The 14692-nt window shown below is 69.0% G+C and carries 13 protein-coding genes; 6 read left to right on the plus strand and 7 right to left on the minus strand.

Going from position 1 to position 14692, the window contains the following annotated elements; genetic code table 11:
• Window positions 1–124: 124 nt before the first annotated feature.
• The 4 genes from sigM to ACIBG5_RS28455 all read right to left on the minus strand — a co-directional run bounded on the left by sigM (window position 125) and on the right by ACIBG5_RS28455 (window position 6563).
• Window positions 125–820: an RNA polymerase sigma factor SigM gene (gene sigM / locus ACIBG5_RS28440; RefSeq protein WP_396394505.1), complete on the minus strand. Its 696-nt coding sequence runs from the start codon at window positions 818–820 to the stop codon at window positions 125–127.
• Window positions 817–2481 carry a hypothetical protein gene (locus tag ACIBG5_RS28445; RefSeq protein ID WP_396394507.1) on the minus strand — a complete coding sequence of 555 codons (1665 nt, stop codon included), beginning with the start codon at window positions 2479–2481 and terminating at the stop codon, window positions 817–819. The genes sigM and ACIBG5_RS28445 overlap by 4 nt, the downstream gene beginning before the upstream one ends.
• A 160-nt stretch (window positions 2482–2641) precedes the next feature.
• Window positions 2642–4288: a murein biosynthesis integral membrane protein MurJ gene (gene murJ, locus ACIBG5_RS28450; RefSeq protein ID WP_396394508.1), complete on the minus strand. Its 1647-nt coding sequence runs from the start codon at window positions 4286–4288 to the stop codon at window positions 2642–2644.
• Window positions 4281–6563, minus strand: a complete 2283-nt coding sequence (locus ACIBG5_RS28455; protein ID WP_396394510.1) for a hypothetical protein — start codon at window positions 6561–6563, stop codon at window positions 4281–4283. The genes murJ and ACIBG5_RS28455 overlap by 8 nt, the downstream gene beginning before the upstream one ends.
• 24 nt (window positions 6564–6587) lie before the next feature.
• On the opposite strand from ACIBG5_RS28455, the gene ACIBG5_RS28460 reads away from it, so the two are divergent.
• From ACIBG5_RS28460 to ACIBG5_RS28470, 3 genes are read left to right on the plus strand one after another with little or no spacing between them, the layout of a single operon-like run.
• Window positions 6588–8048: a CCA tRNA nucleotidyltransferase gene (locus ACIBG5_RS28460; protein WP_396394512.1), complete on the plus strand. Its 1461-nt coding sequence runs from the start codon at window positions 6588–6590 to the stop codon at window positions 8046–8048.
• A gap of 38 nt (window positions 8049–8086) precedes the next feature.
• Window positions 8087–8848 (plus strand): hypothetical protein, encoded by a 762-nt coding sequence (locus tag ACIBG5_RS28465; RefSeq protein ID WP_396394513.1) that lies wholly within the window; start codon window positions 8087–8089, stop codon window positions 8846–8848.
• 56 nt (window positions 8849–8904) lie between these two features.
• Window positions 8905–9456 carry a hypothetical protein gene (locus ACIBG5_RS28470; RefSeq protein WP_396394514.1) on the plus strand — a complete coding sequence of 184 codons (552 nt, stop codon included), beginning with the start codon at window positions 8905–8907 and terminating at the stop codon, window positions 9454–9456.
• A gap of 3 nt (window positions 9457–9459) precedes the next feature.
• Here the strand turns inward: ACIBG5_RS28470 and ACIBG5_RS28475 are convergent, their stop codons facing one another.
• Window positions 9460–10236: an aminotransferase class IV gene (locus ACIBG5_RS28475; protein WP_396394516.1), complete on the minus strand. Its 777-nt coding sequence runs from the start codon at window positions 10234–10236 to the stop codon at window positions 9460–9462.
• A 53-nt stretch (window positions 10237–10289) separates the two neighbouring features.
• On the opposite strand from ACIBG5_RS28475, the gene ACIBG5_RS28480 reads away from it, so the two are divergent.
• Both ACIBG5_RS28480 and ACIBG5_RS28485 read left to right on the plus strand, forming a co-directional pair.
• Window positions 10290–10901: a hypothetical protein gene (locus tag ACIBG5_RS28480; protein ID WP_396394517.1), complete on the plus strand. Its 612-nt coding sequence runs from the start codon at window positions 10290–10292 to the stop codon at window positions 10899–10901.
• A 53-nt stretch (window positions 10902–10954) separates the two neighbouring features.
• The gene (locus ACIBG5_RS28485; protein ID WP_396394519.1) at window positions 10955–12391 is read left to right on the plus strand and encodes an ATP-binding protein; all 1437 of its coding nucleotides are present in this window, start codon (window positions 10955–10957) and stop codon (window positions 12389–12391) included.
• Here the strand turns inward: ACIBG5_RS28485 and ACIBG5_RS28490 are convergent.
• Both ACIBG5_RS28490 and ACIBG5_RS28495 read right to left on the minus strand, forming a co-directional pair.
• On the minus strand, window positions 12373–12831 hold the full coding sequence (locus ACIBG5_RS28490; RefSeq protein WP_396394521.1) for a GNAT family N-acetyltransferase: 459 nt from the start codon (window positions 12829–12831) through the stop codon (window positions 12373–12375). The two genes, ACIBG5_RS28485 and ACIBG5_RS28490, sit on opposite strands and share 19 nt — an antisense overlap.
• A gap of 135 nt (window positions 12832–12966) precedes the next feature.
• Window positions 12967–13551, minus strand: a complete 585-nt coding sequence (locus tag ACIBG5_RS28495; RefSeq protein ID WP_396394522.1) for a dihydrofolate reductase family protein — start codon at window positions 13549–13551, stop codon at window positions 12967–12969.
• A 132-nt stretch (window positions 13552–13683) separates the two neighbouring features.
• On the opposite strand from ACIBG5_RS28495, the gene ACIBG5_RS28500 reads away from it, so the two are divergent.
• A complete protein-coding gene (locus ACIBG5_RS28500; protein ID WP_396394524.1) occupies window positions 13684–14685 on the plus strand; it encodes a sigma-70 family RNA polymerase sigma factor in 1002 nt (333 codons plus the stop codon).
• The last annotated feature ends 7 nt before the right edge of the window (window positions 14686–14692 follow it).

Below are 14692 nucleotides of genomic sequence, written 5' to 3' on the forward strand. Positions count from 1 at the left end.
CTCGCCTCCTCACGGGAGGTGCCCGGGATCGGGCGCGGTGTGCTCATGGCTGAAATGCTCCGGTCGAGGCATCGGGCAGCGTAGTCGCCAGAACGAGGCGACTCCGCTTCGACGGTGTACCCGCTCATTCGGTTCCCACCGCTTCGGCAGCAGTTTTTGCGGGTACGTCGGGCGCCTCGGAGCCGGCTCGAGTGGTCTGCCAGTGTCTGAGCAATGGCAGCAGCCGGGCCCGTCCACGGGCACAGCGGGACTTCACCGTGCCGGGTGCGCAGCCCAGGATCGCGGCGGCCTCCTCGATCGAGTAGCCCTCCATGTCGACCAGGACGAGCGCACTGCGCTGGTCGGAGTTGATCTGCTTGAGCGCGTTCAGTACGTCGAGCCGGCGTTCGCGGACCTCGGCCGGGTCGTCCCCGGCGGGGCCGGCCAACTCGGCGGCGCGGTCCTCGTCCTCTGGCAACGGGTCGGCGGCCCGGACCTGACGGCGACGGATCCGGTCCAGGCAGGCGTTCACCACGATCCGGTGCAGCCAGGTGGTCACCTTGGCATCACCGCGGAACGAGTCGGCCCGGCGGAACGCCGAGATGAACGCCTCCTGCAGCGCGTCGGCGGCCTCCTCCGGCTCACCCAGGGTGCGGATCGCGACCGCCCACATCCGGTCCCGATGCCGCCGCACCAGGTACCCGAACGCGTCCGGGTTGCCCGCGACGTGCAGCCGGAGCAGCTCGTGGTCGTCGAGCTGGTCGTAGCTGACCGGTCCAGCCGGTGCGGCGGGCTGGCCGACGGGTTCAGGCGGCCCGATCCGACTGATCTCGGGTGTCATTTCTGGATTGTGACCTCCGAGATCTCGCCCCGGTACCCGCTGCCGTCCTTCGGGATCTTCGTCAGCCACACCAGAACGTACTGCGTCTGGGTCGGCCCCGACGGAGTCAGCGTCGTCGTCCCCTCGGGCTGGTCCTCCTCGGTGGCGACGGACGTCCAGCCGCTGACCGTGTCCGGCGACTTGCTCGTGTCACCCTTCGGCACCATCAGCTCCAGGCTGGTGTTGTCGCCCTTGAGCGCGACCTGCACCTTCGACACGGCCGTCGGCTCGCCGAGGTCGTAGATGATGCCGACGCCCTCCTTCTGGCCACCGAAGTTCGGCTTGTTCTTGTACGACATCGTGGTCCAGCTCGTGTCCTGCTTGCCGTCGTAGGACTTCCCGACGTCGTCCGGGTGCTCGTTGCCGTTGCCGTCCGGCGGCGGGTCGAAGTCCTTCGCGCTGACGATCTTGACCGGGCCACCGGTCGCGGACGGCGTCGTACTCGTGGCCGGCGGCTTGCTGGCGCCGCTGTCGGTGCCGTCGTCCTGGTCGTTGTTCATCGCGCCCTTGAGCAGGAACTGCGCCATCGCGACCACGGACAGCAGCGCGAGTATGGCGAGCAGGATCAGGATCCGGCCGCCCCACGAGCCCTTCTGCTTCGGCTTCGGGTCGTCGGCCCGGCGCCGGCCGTTCCCGTTCGACGGTGGCGGCGGCGGTGGCTGCCGCCGCATCGGCCGGGTCTCGGCCGCGGTCGAGTACGCCGAGTGCGTCTCGTGCCCGTTGCTGCTCTCGTACGCCGGCGGCGTCGGGTCGAGAGCCGGCGGCGACGTCTGCGGCACCACCTGGGTGGCGTCGTCGATGCTGCCGTTCTGCCGGGCGACCTGAACGGTCTCGTCCATCTGGTTCGGCGGCTCGTGTGAACTGCCGACGACGCCGGACAGCGCGGCGGACAGGCCGGCGGCGCTGGTGATCGGCGGAGTGTGGTGACGCGGCGGATTGCTCAGCAGCCGGTCGCAGATGTCGTCCAGGGAGCGCGGTACGCCGGCTCGCACCTGGCGGGGACTGAGGAGACGGCCATGCTCGAACGGCGCCGGCTGCATCCCCCAGGCCGGGCCGGGACCGGGCCAACGGCCGGTCAGGGAGGCGTAGAGCAGCTCACCGAGCGCATGGATGTCGTGCTCAGGCGAACCCGGGCCGGTGGACCGGAGCGCCGCCTCGGTGGCGAGTCCGACGACCTTGATCGCACCTGCGTCGGTGACCACGACGGTCGACGGGCTGATCGAGCCGTGGGAGAGACCGGTGCGGTGCAGGTTCTCCAGCGCTTCGGACACCTCGCGCGCGAGCCAGCCGGCCTGTTGACCGGTCAGCGGGCCGGTCGCGAGCATCCGCTCCAGTGGACGGCCGCCCGCCCATTCGCGGACGCAGTACGTGACGCCGTCCTGCATGTCGCAGTCGAGCACGCGCAGGAAGCGGGGGTCGGCCGCGGCGGCCGCGCGCCGCGCGGCGTCGAAGAGCAGGTTGGTCCTGGGGTCGCCGACCGGCAGGATGTCCACGACGACGGCCCGACTGAGTACCTCGTCCACTGCCCGCCACACCCGTGCACCGTCGATCTCCGCGAGTAGCTCGGCGATCCGGTACCGGCCGGCAAGCAGGGCACCAGGACTGACGGTCTGGTTCGACACGGTGTCTCTCGCCCTCCTCGATGCACTGGTCGGCCTGCGTCTGGCGCCCCGGATCCGGTCGGCGGGGACCCGGTCGCGATCAGCCGGCTGCCTGACCGCAGCCCCATCGTAGTGCCCCCCTGATCCCTCAAGTGGTGCACGAGTGCACAAGCCATCGGGTTCAGCGGCGTCCGGGCAGCTTCGATGTGACCATGGACACCACGTCGTTGACTTCGTGGATCCTCAGTACCCTCGCCACCCCGGCGTAGACCGGGAGCATCACGACGGCGGCCACCGCGAGCTCGAGGAGCGCGCCGAGGGGTCCGGACCACTCGACCGCCATGCCGAGCAGCCAGAGCACCCCGCGCCCGGCCAGCACCGCGAGGACGGCGGCGATCACCATCGCGAGCAGCGGCAGACCGATCCCGGCACCGTGCACCGCCGGCACGTTCCGGCGGAGGACCGGCCGGGACACCAGTACGGCGATCAGGTACGTCAGCGCGTACGCCCCGCCGAGGACGACACCGCTGAACCGCAGGTTCTCCTGGTCCAGCACCACCCGGACCCCGATCACCGCCGCCGCGATGTTCGTCGCCGCGATCACGCACTGCAGGAAGAACGGCGAGCGGGTGTCCTCGAACGCGTAGAAGGTGCGCAGCTGGAAGTACTGCACGGTGAACGGCACGAGGCCGAGCGCCAGCGCCATCAGCGTGTACGACATCAGGGTCAGGTTGTCCTTGCCCGAGCCGTAGCCGGCGATCACCGTGACGATCGGGTACGCGAACGCGATCATGGCGGCCGCCGCCGGTACGACGATCGCCAGCGTCTGCCGGATCGACCGGGCCGACAACCGTTCCACTTCGGTCAGCTCGCCATCGGCCGCGAGCGCCGACATCTGCGGCAGCGCCGCCGTCGCGAGCGACACGGTCACGATGCCGTGTGGCACCAGGATGATCAGCATCGCCGTGCTGTAGGCGAACAGACCCGCCTTCGCACCCGGGTCGTCCGACGCGCTACCTGCGATGGCGAGTCGCGTGACCACGGCCAGCGTCACCTGGTTCACCGCGACGAACAGCACGGTCCAGATGCCCAATCGGGCAGTGTGACCCAGACCGGTACCGCGCAGACCGAACTTCGGCCGATACAGGTGCCCGCTCGCCCTCAGGTACGGCAGCAGCACCAGCAGCTGGACGGCGATGCCCACCGTGTGCCCGAGACCGAGCAGCAGCTCCTCGCTGTGGCTGTACGTGGCTGGAGGGTCGCCGGTGCGGTAGATCATCAGGAAGATCACGATCGACGCGCAGGCGACGATGTTGTTCGCGATCGGCGCCCACATCATCGGGCCGAAGCGACGCCGCGCGTTCAGCACCTGGCCGACCAGGACGAACGCGCCGTAGAAGAAGATCTGCGGCAGGCAGAGCCGGACGAACATCACCATCGACGCCCGCTCGGACGCCCGGGACGGGTCGTCCAGCTCCGACGGCATGTAGATCTGGGCGATCGCCGGCGCCAGCAGGACACAGCCGACCGTCACGACAGCCAGTACGACGAAGCCGAACGTGAGCAGGCGGTTGGTGAAGTCCTGACCGCCGTCGTGGTGGTTCTTGATCGCGCGGACCAACTGCGGGACCAGCACGGTGTTGAACACGCCGCCGGCCAGCAGGATGTAGAGGCTGTTCGGGATCGTGTTCGCGGCGGTGAAGATGTCGGCCCGCAGCGCCGTGCCAACGGCGGCCGCGAGGAGGGCGATCCGGACGAATCCGAGCAGGCGGGACAGCACCGTTCCGGCTGCCATCACCCCCGCGGAGCGCAGGGTGCGGTCAGCCATCCTTCGAACCGACTCCTTCTATCAGCGACGCCTCGGGCACTTCGTCGGGGGCGGGGTCACCGGTCGTCGTGTCGGTGGTGGTGTCGGTGCTGGTCTCGAGGGGAGCCGGGTGGAGCGGGTCGGGGGTGGCCTCGGTCGTGGGGTGTGACGGGCTCCGGCGCTCGGTCCGGATCCGGCGGTAGATGCGGACGAACGACGTACCGAACAGCAGCGCGCACGCCGCGCCGACCAGGATCCAGCCGACGCTGCCGTACTGGCTGGCCTGGATCAGCAGTTCCTCGGAGTCGCCGACCGGACGACCGGACGACGTGATCACCTGCGCGTTGGCGCGGATCAGGCCGTTCTGCTCCGCGCTCGCGTTGATCCGGGGCGTCCACTTCTGGCCCGCGGCCAGGATCCGGCTCTGCTGTGGCTCGATCCGCAGGTCGGTGCGGTTGGCGGACGTCACGATGATGCCGACCCGGACCGACCACTGCGTGCTGTTCGTGATGGTCAGCGGGAACGTGCCTTTGCTGCCGGCCAGGTTGACCTTGATCTCCCGGCGCTCGCCGTTGACCGGGTTGTTGACCAGGTGCACCTTGTTCAGCTGCAGGTTGACCGAGCCCAGCTCGACCGCGGCGAAGTACCGGGCCTCGTCCGGGAAGCCGCGCCAGCTGGTCGAGGTGGAGCGCAGCAGCGCCTGCGGCATGACCTGGGGCAGGTCGTCCGGGTTCGCCAGCAGGTTCTGCATGGTCGTGATCGCTTCGTCGAGCTGCTTGATGCCGTCGAGCTGGACACCGGTCAGGCCGCCGTTCGACTTCGGTGCCGCGGGTGCCTTGGTGGTCGGCGGCCTCGGCGTGCTCGCGACCGCCTGGGCGACGTCCGTGGCCGTGATCCACGGCAGAGTCAGGCTCCCGGCCAGTGCGGCGGTGGCCTGGCCCTCGACATCCCAGCCGCGCGGCGGTAGCGCGACCACCGTGGCCGGGTTCTTGTCCTTGCCCTCGGCAGCTATCAGCGCGGTCTCGGCGGCGAACCGCTGCCGGACCTGGACAGGGCTGTCGTCGCTGTCTGCATCCGGACCGCCACTGGTGAGCGCGGAGTCCGCGATCACGGTGCGGACGCTGCGGTTCGGGCCTTCCGGGGTGATGACGTCGTACACCGGGCTCTTGGTCAGCGCCGGACGGTCGTCAGCGGACCAGGACGAGCTGCTGACCAGGTTCAGGTCCTGGTCGGTGGCACCGGCGAAGCCGCCGGACGCGGCGGCGAGGTAGCGGCTGGCCGCGGCGCCGCCCTCGAGCCAGAGCCCATTGGTGAAGGCAGGCGCCAGGTTGTATCGCTCGGTGGTGGTTCGTGCCTGCGCGACCAGCTTCTTCAACGGTTCGCCTGAGTCGATCAGGCCGGCCACGTCCGGGTCGCCGTACGGGAGCAGGACGACCTGGTTACCGCGGATGCGGCTCGCCTCGAACTCCTTGAGCCACGCTGCCGCGGTCGCCTGTCCGGTCCCCTTGGTCGTCTGGCCGCCCGCACCGACGATCTCGTACCCCTTGGCCATCTGGCGGACCTCGTCGAGCATCGCGGGATCGACGAGCCAGCTGACCGTGTGCTGCTTGCCCAGGGCGAGCAACCGGCCGAGGGACCCGGTCGGTGACAGCGACTGGGCCAGCGAGTCGTTCGTGAACCGTGACCCGCCGAGCTGGGTCGGCCGGTGCCGCAATGGGATGACGAGCGCGGTCTTCACCTTGCGGGGCAGCGGTTCGGAGATCACCGGCATCAGCGTGCGGGCACGGCCAATGGTGATGCGGTCGCTGTCCGGCGGCTGACCGCGGAACACGACGCCGACGACGTACGCACCGGTGCGGTCCGAGATCCGCCACTGCTCCCACGGCACGGTGAGGGTGAAGTCCACCGATGCCTTCGGTGCCAGCGGCTGCTCGAAAGGCTGGAAAGCCGTTCCGTCGGTCAGGTTGGCGCAGCTGTTCCGGTCCCGCATCGCGATGTCTTGCTCGGCGGAGACGTCGGCGATGTCGGCCGAGCTGGCCAGCCGGGTCCGGTCGATGCAGGCGAGCGCCTGGGGCTCGTCGAACGTCACCGAGCTGGTGTTCGTCACCCGGCCCTTGATCACCACTGGGTTGCCGGGTTTCGGCGCCACCGGCGTGAACGAGTCGATGCTGACGGCGACAGTCAGTTCGTCGCCGGGCGCCGCGGCGGTCGGCTGGACGCCGAAGAACGCTGCGCAGGCAACAACCAGCAGGCCCGCACCCGCCGCCGCGGAGAGCCTCAGTCGCCGTCTGAACACGCCGTCACCGTAACCTAGTTCCCCGTGTCACCCTTTGCCGACCAGTCAGCCTCTGCCGGATCGTTGTCCGCCGTCCAGCAGCAAGCGGTCCAGTCCCTGCTGCGGATCGCGCCGGTCGTCGACGAACTCGGCAGCCGGTTCGCCGCCGCCGGCCACGAAATCGCCCTGGTCGGAGGGCCCGTCCGGGACATTCTCCTGGGCCGGGGGAGCAAGGATCTGGACTTCGCCACGTCAGCGCACCCCGACGTGGTCGAGCGGTTGCTGTCCGGCTGGGCGGACCATGTCTGGGACATCGGCAAGGCGTTCGGCACCATCGGTAGTCGTAAGGGCGAGTGGGTTCTGGAGATCACGACCTACAGGTCGGAGTCCTACGATCCCACCTCGCGCAAGCCGGAGGTCGCGTACGGCGACAGCCTCGAGGGCGACCTGGCTCGGCGCGACTTCGCCATGAACGCGATGGCGATACTGCTCCCGTCGCACCGGTTCGTCGACCCGTACGGCGGCATCGAGGACGTGGCGAGCAAGACGATCCGTACGCCGGGCACCCCGGAGGACTCGTTCTCCGACGACCCGCTGCGGATGATGCGGGCGGCCCGGTTCGCCGCGCAACTCGGGTTCACCCCGGACCCGGCGGTCGTGGCCGCGATGACCGCGATGGCCGAGCGGATCACGATCGTGTCGGCCGAACGGGTCCGCGACGAACTGGTCAAGCTGATCTGCTCCGACCACCCGCGGATCGGCCTCGACTTGCTGGTGTCCACCGGCCTGGCTGATCACGTCCTGCCCGAGCTCCCCGCGCTGCGGCTGGAGGTGGACGAGCACCACCGGCACAAAGATGTGTACGAGCACTCGCTCACCGTCCTCGATCAGGCCATCGACCTCGAATCCCGCCTAACTGTTCCGACGCCCGATTTCGTCGTCCGGTTCGCCGCACTGATCCACGACATCGGCAAGCCGAGGACCCGGCGCTTCGAGGGCGCGGGCAAGGTGACGTTCCACCACCACGACGTGGTCGGCGCGAAGCTCGCCCGCAAGCGGATGAAGGCGTTGCGCTTCAGCAACGAGCAGATCGACCAGGTCGGCAAGCTCGTCGAGCTCCACCTGCGCTTCCACGGGTACGGCACCGGCGAGTGGACCGATTCCGCCGTACGGCGCTATGTCCGCGACGCCGGCGACCAGCTCGACCGGCTGCACATCCTCACCCGCGCCGACTGCACCACCCGCAACCGGCGCCGGGCCGAGGCGCTGCGGGCGGCGTACGACGACCTCGAGGCGCGGATCGAGCGGCTCCAGGAGCAGGAGGAGCTCGATGCCCTGCGCCCCGATCTCGACGGCAACCAGATCATGGAGATCCTCGGCATCGAGCCCGGCCGCGAGGTCGGCGAGGCGTACAGGTTTCTGATGGACCTCCGCCTCGACCAGGGCCCGATCGGTCCGGACCGCGCTCGCGAAGCACTCCTGCAGTGGTGGTCCGAGCGCTCCTGAGCGTTCCGCGCGTGTACTGGCGGCGGTACCTTCGGTGGATGGAGTGGCTGTTGGCCGCCCTGGGGGCCGGTGGGTTGGCCCTGGCGGCCCGCTATCTGTGGGTCCGGCGGGGATCGAGGCGCCTCGATCGCGCCGAGCTCGAGCAGATCCGCGTGCTCGCGGACGACGATGTCACGCTGCTCGGGGAGGAGTTGCGGCGGCTGGGCGAACGCGTCGCGGGTCGTGATCTGGATGCCGAATCGCGGCAGGATTATCAGCAAGCTCTCGACGCCTACCAATCCGCGCAACGATCGGTGCGGGAGCTGACGTCGGCGGAGGACATCAGCACGATCACCGAGACGCTCGCCGGCGGACGCTACGCGATGGTGTGTGTCCTGGCTCGAGTCGACGGCCAGCCGATCCCGGAGCGGCGGGTGCCGTGCTTCTTCAATCCGCAGCACGGCCCGTCGACAACAGACGTCGTCTGGACCTGGCCGGGTCGAGGCACTCGCACGGTGCCGGCCTGCGCACAGGATGCGGCCAGGGTGAAGGTGCGCGACGATCCCGAGATTCGCTATGTCCGCTATGGCACGCGGCGGGTTCCGTACTGGGAGGCCGGCACCGCTGTCGCGCCGTACGGCCGGGGCTACTTCACGCACGGCGGGGGCTCCACCTTCATCGCGTTGGCTGCGTTCGAGGGCCAGTCCGGCGCGCCCGGCGGCTGGGGAGGCTGGGACGGCGGGATCAGCCACGGCGGGTTCGACGGGGGCCATGGCGGCTTCGACGGGGGAGGCGACGGCGGCGGAGGCGGCGACGGGTGAACGCCTGGAATCTACGAGCCCTGCTGGGGGCACGACGCGCCAGCACCCTCGCACTGATGCGGACCCTCACCGAGGAGGACGTCTCGGAGCTGGGCGCGGAGGTCGGCAGGCTGTCGACCCAGGCGATGGACCGTGAGAGCCGACACAACTACGTCGCCGCCCAGCAGGCGTACGCCACCGCGAGGGGAGCGCTGGCCGAACTACAAGGCAACCAGGCAATACATGCCGCGACGGAGGCGGTGGCGACGGGACAGTACGAGCTGCTCTGTCTCCGTGTCCGGCTTGCCGGAGAGCCCGTTCCCGGGCGCCGGGTGCCGTGCGTCTTCGACACGAGGCACGGCCCGTCCACGACCGATGTGCTGTGGAGCGAATCGGATCACGGTCGGCTCCCGGCCTGCGCCGACGACGCTGCCCGACTGGCGGCAGGCGACCAACCGCTCGTCCGCGACGTGGAGTACTCCGGACGTCGGATGCCGTACTGGCAGGTGGGCGCCGGGCTCGCGCCGTACGCGAACGGGTACTTCGGCTCCGGTGCGGCGGGCGCCGGTCAGCAGGCGCTCGCGCTGTTCGAGGGTAGGCCGACTGCGCGAGTTCACACGGCTGGCTGACGCTCAGATGGGTTGTGGGTGCAGGGCTGTGTAGGCCTTGGTGATCGTGTCGCGCGAGGGCGGATGAGCGACGTACGTCGTGGTGCCTTGCTCGGTCGTGATCGACGCGACCGGGAGGGCCGGGTCGATCGAGTTCGTCAGGTAGGCCGCGTCGTACGACGGGAGGTCCGCGAGGGTGATCGGGGTGGTGTCGAAGTCGGGCAGGCCTTGCTGCAGGAGTTGCTGGCGGATGCCTGGGAGGACAGGCGCGGCCGGGAACACGATCGTGGTGCCGCGGGCGAAGCAGATGTTCCAGATCGAGGCCTCGGAGATCTCGCCGGTGGTGGTGTGGAAGATCGCGTCGTCGTACCCGGCGGCCTCGGCTTGGCGGCCGTAGTACATGAGGTCGAACGTGCCGGTGTGCTTGAGGTGCGGGACAGCACGCTCATGCTCGAACGCGAGCAGGCGTGGCGGCTGTACGCCGGGCTCGATCGGTGGGCTGACGCGGATGAGCAGACCGGGCTCGCCATCGGAGGCGAAGACGTTGACTCGGACAGAGAGGTCGCCGGAGCCGGCGTGGTCGAGTGCGGTCCGGAGGTCGGCGCGGACACGGTCGGCAGGGACGGGGCGGCCGAAGACCTCGCGGGAACTGCGGTCGAGGCGGTCGAAGTGCAGGTCGAGCCCGTCGACCCGGCCGGCCCGGACCTGCATCGAGGTGAAGTGTCCGTAGCTGGTTGCCCGGAGCAACGCAGCGTCGACGGTGCGCAGCGGTTCGCCGTTGAGCAGGAGAAAGTCGGTCACAGCGACAGTCTGACCTGAGCGGACCAGCGGGCCGTCTGGTCTACCCTCGCGCTGTGGACGTCTTGAGCATCATCGGGTGGGGCGGATCCGCGCTGGTCGTCGCGTCCCTGCTGCAGGCCCGGATCCTGCGACTGCGGGTGCTGAACCTGATCGGCTGCGTGATCCTGGTCGTGTTCAACCTGGCGATCGGGGTGTGGCCGATGGTCGGCATGAACGCCGTCCTGGCGGTGATCAACGTGGTGCACCTGTGGCGCCTGCTCCGGCACCGGCACGACGAGGCCGAGTACCAGGTGCTGCAGGTCAACGACACCGACGCGTACCTGGGCCATGTACTGACGCAGCATGAGAAGGACATCAGCCGGTTCAATCCCGGCTTCACGCCGAGCGCCAGCCCGTACGCGTTCCTGGTCCAGCACGGCGACCGCACCGTCGGCGTGGTTCTGGCCCACGACGCCGGCGACGGCCGTGCGCAGATCGACCTCGACTACGTGCTCCCGAAGTACCGCGACTTCACCCCCGGCGAGTTCGTCTACCGCCGCAGCGACGTCTTCACCGACCACGGCTTCCGCCAGGTCCTCGCCCCACCCCGCATGCGCGAGTCCACGCCGTACCTCAACAAACTCGGCTTCCACCCCGAAGGCGAAGACCTCGTCCTGAACCTCTAGAGATCCTGCTCAAAGTTGCAGAGCTGTATTTATTATAAGTATAGTTCTAAAATATGAGGAAGCCTGAGCGCATCTTCGCGCGAGACGCCGAGTGGGATCACCTGGTCCGGTTCGCGAGCCGGACCAAGGACCGTCCACAGTTGGCTGTCATCAGCGGCCGGCGGCGACAGGGCAAGACGTTCCTGGTGCAGGGGTTGGCCGAGGAAGCGGCCGGGCTGTACTTCGGGGCGACCGAAGCGACGGAGGCCGAGTCCCTTGCTCTGTTCGCGACGGCGGTCGGCACGCATCTGGACCTGTCCTCCCCGCCACGGTTCGACGGCTGGGACGACGCCGTCCGGTTCCTGTTCTCGATCGATCCAGCCCGTGGACCCTTCGTGATCGACGAGTTCCCGTACCTGAGCAAGGTCTCGCCGGCTCTGCCGTCGATCCTGCAGCGCGAACTGGATCAGGCCGCGTCCGGTGGGCGCCCGACCTCCGTGCTGCTGTGCGGTTCGGCGATGTCGGTGATGGGTGGATTGTTGTCCGGCAACGCTCCGCTCCGCGGCCGGGCGAGCCTGGAGATGGTCGTCCGCCCGTTCGACTACCGGTTGGCGGCGGAGTTCTGGGACCTGGCCGATCCGAAGCTCGCGGTGCTCGTGCATGCGGTGACCGGCGGCACCCCGGCGTACCGGCGCTTCGTGGACGACGACATTCCGGCGTCGGCGGGCGACTTCGACGACTGGATCCTGCGGACGGTCCTCAGCCCGGTGAACCCGCTGTTCCGCGAGGCGCGGTACCTGTTGGAGGAGGAGATGGATGTCCGCGACAGTGCGCTTTACCACTCGGTGCTCGCAGCAGTTGCTGCAGGCAACAGTACGCGCGGTGGGATCGCGAACTACGTCGGCCGGAAGGCGACCGACATCGGACATCAGCTGACGGTCCTCGAAGACAGCGGACTGCTGCGACGCCGGGAGGACGTCTTCCGCGCCCGGCGATCCACCTATCAGGTGGCCGAGCCGCTCGTGGTCTTCTACCACGTGGTGATGCGGCCGCAGTGGGGACTGCTGGAGAGCGGCCGGGCCGAGAACGTCTGGGAGGCGGCCAGAGCACGGTTCTCCTCGCAGGTCGTCGGCCCGCACTTCGAGCAGCTCTGCCGGGACTTCGCGCTGGCCGCACCGCCAGAGCTCTTCGGCGAACTGCCGGGACAGATCGGCGCGGGCGTCGTACCGGATCACAGTCGGCGCAGTCAGATCGAGGTGGACGTCGTGGTGCTGGCTCCGACTGTTCCCGGGCAGCGCCGCAAGCTGCTGTCCCTGGGTGAGGCGAAGTGGGGCGAGGTGATGGGGAGCCGGCACGTCGAGCGATTGGAGCGGGCCCGGCAGTTGCTGTCGCGGAACTACGACACCTCGGAGACGAAGCTCGTGTGCTACAGCGGCGCCGGCTTCGAGCCGGGTCTCGATCCGGAGGTGCTCACGATCGGACTCGACCGTCTCTACAAATCCTTCGCGTAGCAGAGGGAGGCTGGTTCGGTTTCGAACGGTGGGTACGGCGGGGTGGGGGTGTAGCCGTGGTTCGTGTAGAGGGCAATGGCCTGGGTTTGGTGGGTGCCGGTCTCGAGGCGGAGGCGGGTGAGACCGGTCGCGCGGGCCTGGGACTCGACCGCTTCGAGGAGGATCCGGGACAGACCCCAGCCGCGTGAGGACGGTTCGACGTACATGCGCTTGATCTCGCCGACGCCGGGGGAGACGGGTTGCAGGCCGACGCAGCCGACCGGAGTGCCGTCGAGGACGAGCAGGGTGAAGGAGATGTCGGCGTGGAGAGCGACGAGCGGCTGGTCCTCGCCGTACATCGCGGCGAGCTCGGCCTGCTGAGCCGTGGTCAGCAGGACCAGTGCGGGGTCGGTGCCGGGGACCGCCCGGACCTCCAGTCCCTCGATCTGCTCCGTCGTCATGCGTCCGGACGGTAGCAACCTGGCATGACGCTGCTGTTTCCGTTTCCTCTCCGGCGCGACGGACAGGCGTGAGGACTGCCAGGGGCAGCTCCACGCTCGACGTGCTCTGATGAGCGGGAGCTGCCGCGAGGCCGGCTAGGCGTCTTGGACTGGTTGGTAGGTGAGGAGAGCGATGCCGCTTCCGATCGTGCGGGTCTCGATGAGGCGCAGGGGCTTCACGAGACTGGTCTCGCCGAAGAGCCGTCCGCCGGCCCCGACCACGATCGGGTAGGTCATCAGCCGGAGTTCGTCGACGAGGTCGTGCTCGATCAGCGTGGGCACGAGGCTGCCGCTGCCGTAGACCACGATCTCTCCGTCCACCTGTTTCTTCAGCGCCGCGACCTGCTCCACCACGTCACCCTTCAGGACTGTCGAGTTGCTCCAGTCGGGACCTTCGAGAGGTGAGGATGAGACGACGTACTTCGGCACGTCGGCCAGCCGGTTCGCCCAGACGTCGGTCCGGGTTGTCCAGCCGCGTGCGACGAACCAGTGGTACGTACGTCGCCCCATCAACAGCGCGTCGGCTCCCACCGCCTCCGCGATTTCGGTCTTGGCCCACTCTTCGCGGTCGCGGTCGGTGATCCAGGTGAACCAGCTGCCGCGCCCGAGGCCCTCGTCACCGGTCGCGTCCTCGATGACTCCGTCGACCGAGATGTTCTCGCTGACGACGATCTTTCCCATGTCATGCTCCTTCGTCGATTTGTCGCTACGACTGGTGCAGACGCGGTGCCGGCGAAGAAGGGGGCGCCCCTTTCGGGACTCGGCCGGCGTCGGTACAGAGTGGAAGGACCAGCGAGGGCGAGAGTGGAGTCGATGAGAGCAGACCTGATCAGCAGGGCGCGGGACGGGGACGGCGACGCGTTCCGGGCGTTGACCGAACCGCACCGCCGCGAGTTGCACGTGCACTGCTACCGGATGCTCGGTTCGTTCCAGGATGCCGAGGACGCCCTCCAGGACACCCTGTTGTCGGCCTGGCGGGGTCTCGGCACGTTCGAGGGCCGCGCCTCGATCCGCACCTGGCTCTACCGGATCGCCACCAACAGATGCCTCAGTGCGCTGCGCTCGGCCAGCCGCCGTCCGGCCAAGGAGTGGGACATCCCCGGTATCGAACCGCCCGAGCCGACCCGGCTCGGCGAAGTCGCCTGGCTCGAGCCGTACCCGGACGAGCTTCTCGAGGATGCGATCAATCTGCCGCTCGGCCCGGAGGCCCGCTACGAGCAGACCGAGTCCATCTCGCTGGCTTTCGTGACTGCGCTGCAACTGCTGCCACCGCGTCAGCTCGCCGTACTCGTCCTGCGCGACGTCCTCGGATTCCACGCGCGGGAGACGGCCGACATGCTGGACACGACCGTCGACTCGGTCAAGAGCGCCCTCAAGCGGGCCCGTGCCGGCCTGCAGCAACGGCGGCCGGACACTGCCGTCGCAGGGTCGCCTGCCGAGGATGTGCTCGTGGCCAAGTTCGTCAGCGCGTACGAAGCGGCCGACATCGCTGCGCTGGTGGACCTGCTGACCGACGATGTGTTCATGTCGATGCCGCCGCTGCCGCTCGAGTACCAGGGCCGGGACGTCGTGGGCCGCTTCTGTTCCGACTTGTTCGGGACGGGGCGCAGGTTCGATCTCGTACCGACCCGGGCCAACAGGCAGCCGGCGTTCGGGATCTATCTGCACGCTCCGACCGGCGTCCGCCACGGCACCGGCCTGCTCGTCCTCACTGTTGCCGGCGACCGGATCTGCGCCATGACCCGGTTCGAGAACAGTGTGTTCCCGTCGTTCGGACTGCCCCGATCACTGCCCGGACCGCGGGACTTGGGATAGGGCCGAC

Origin of the sequence: Kribbella sp. NPDC050241 (genome assembly GCF_044459685.1) — a bacterium.
Classification (GTDB): Bacteria; Actinomycetota; Actinomycetes; order Propionibacteriales; family Kribbellaceae; genus Kribbella.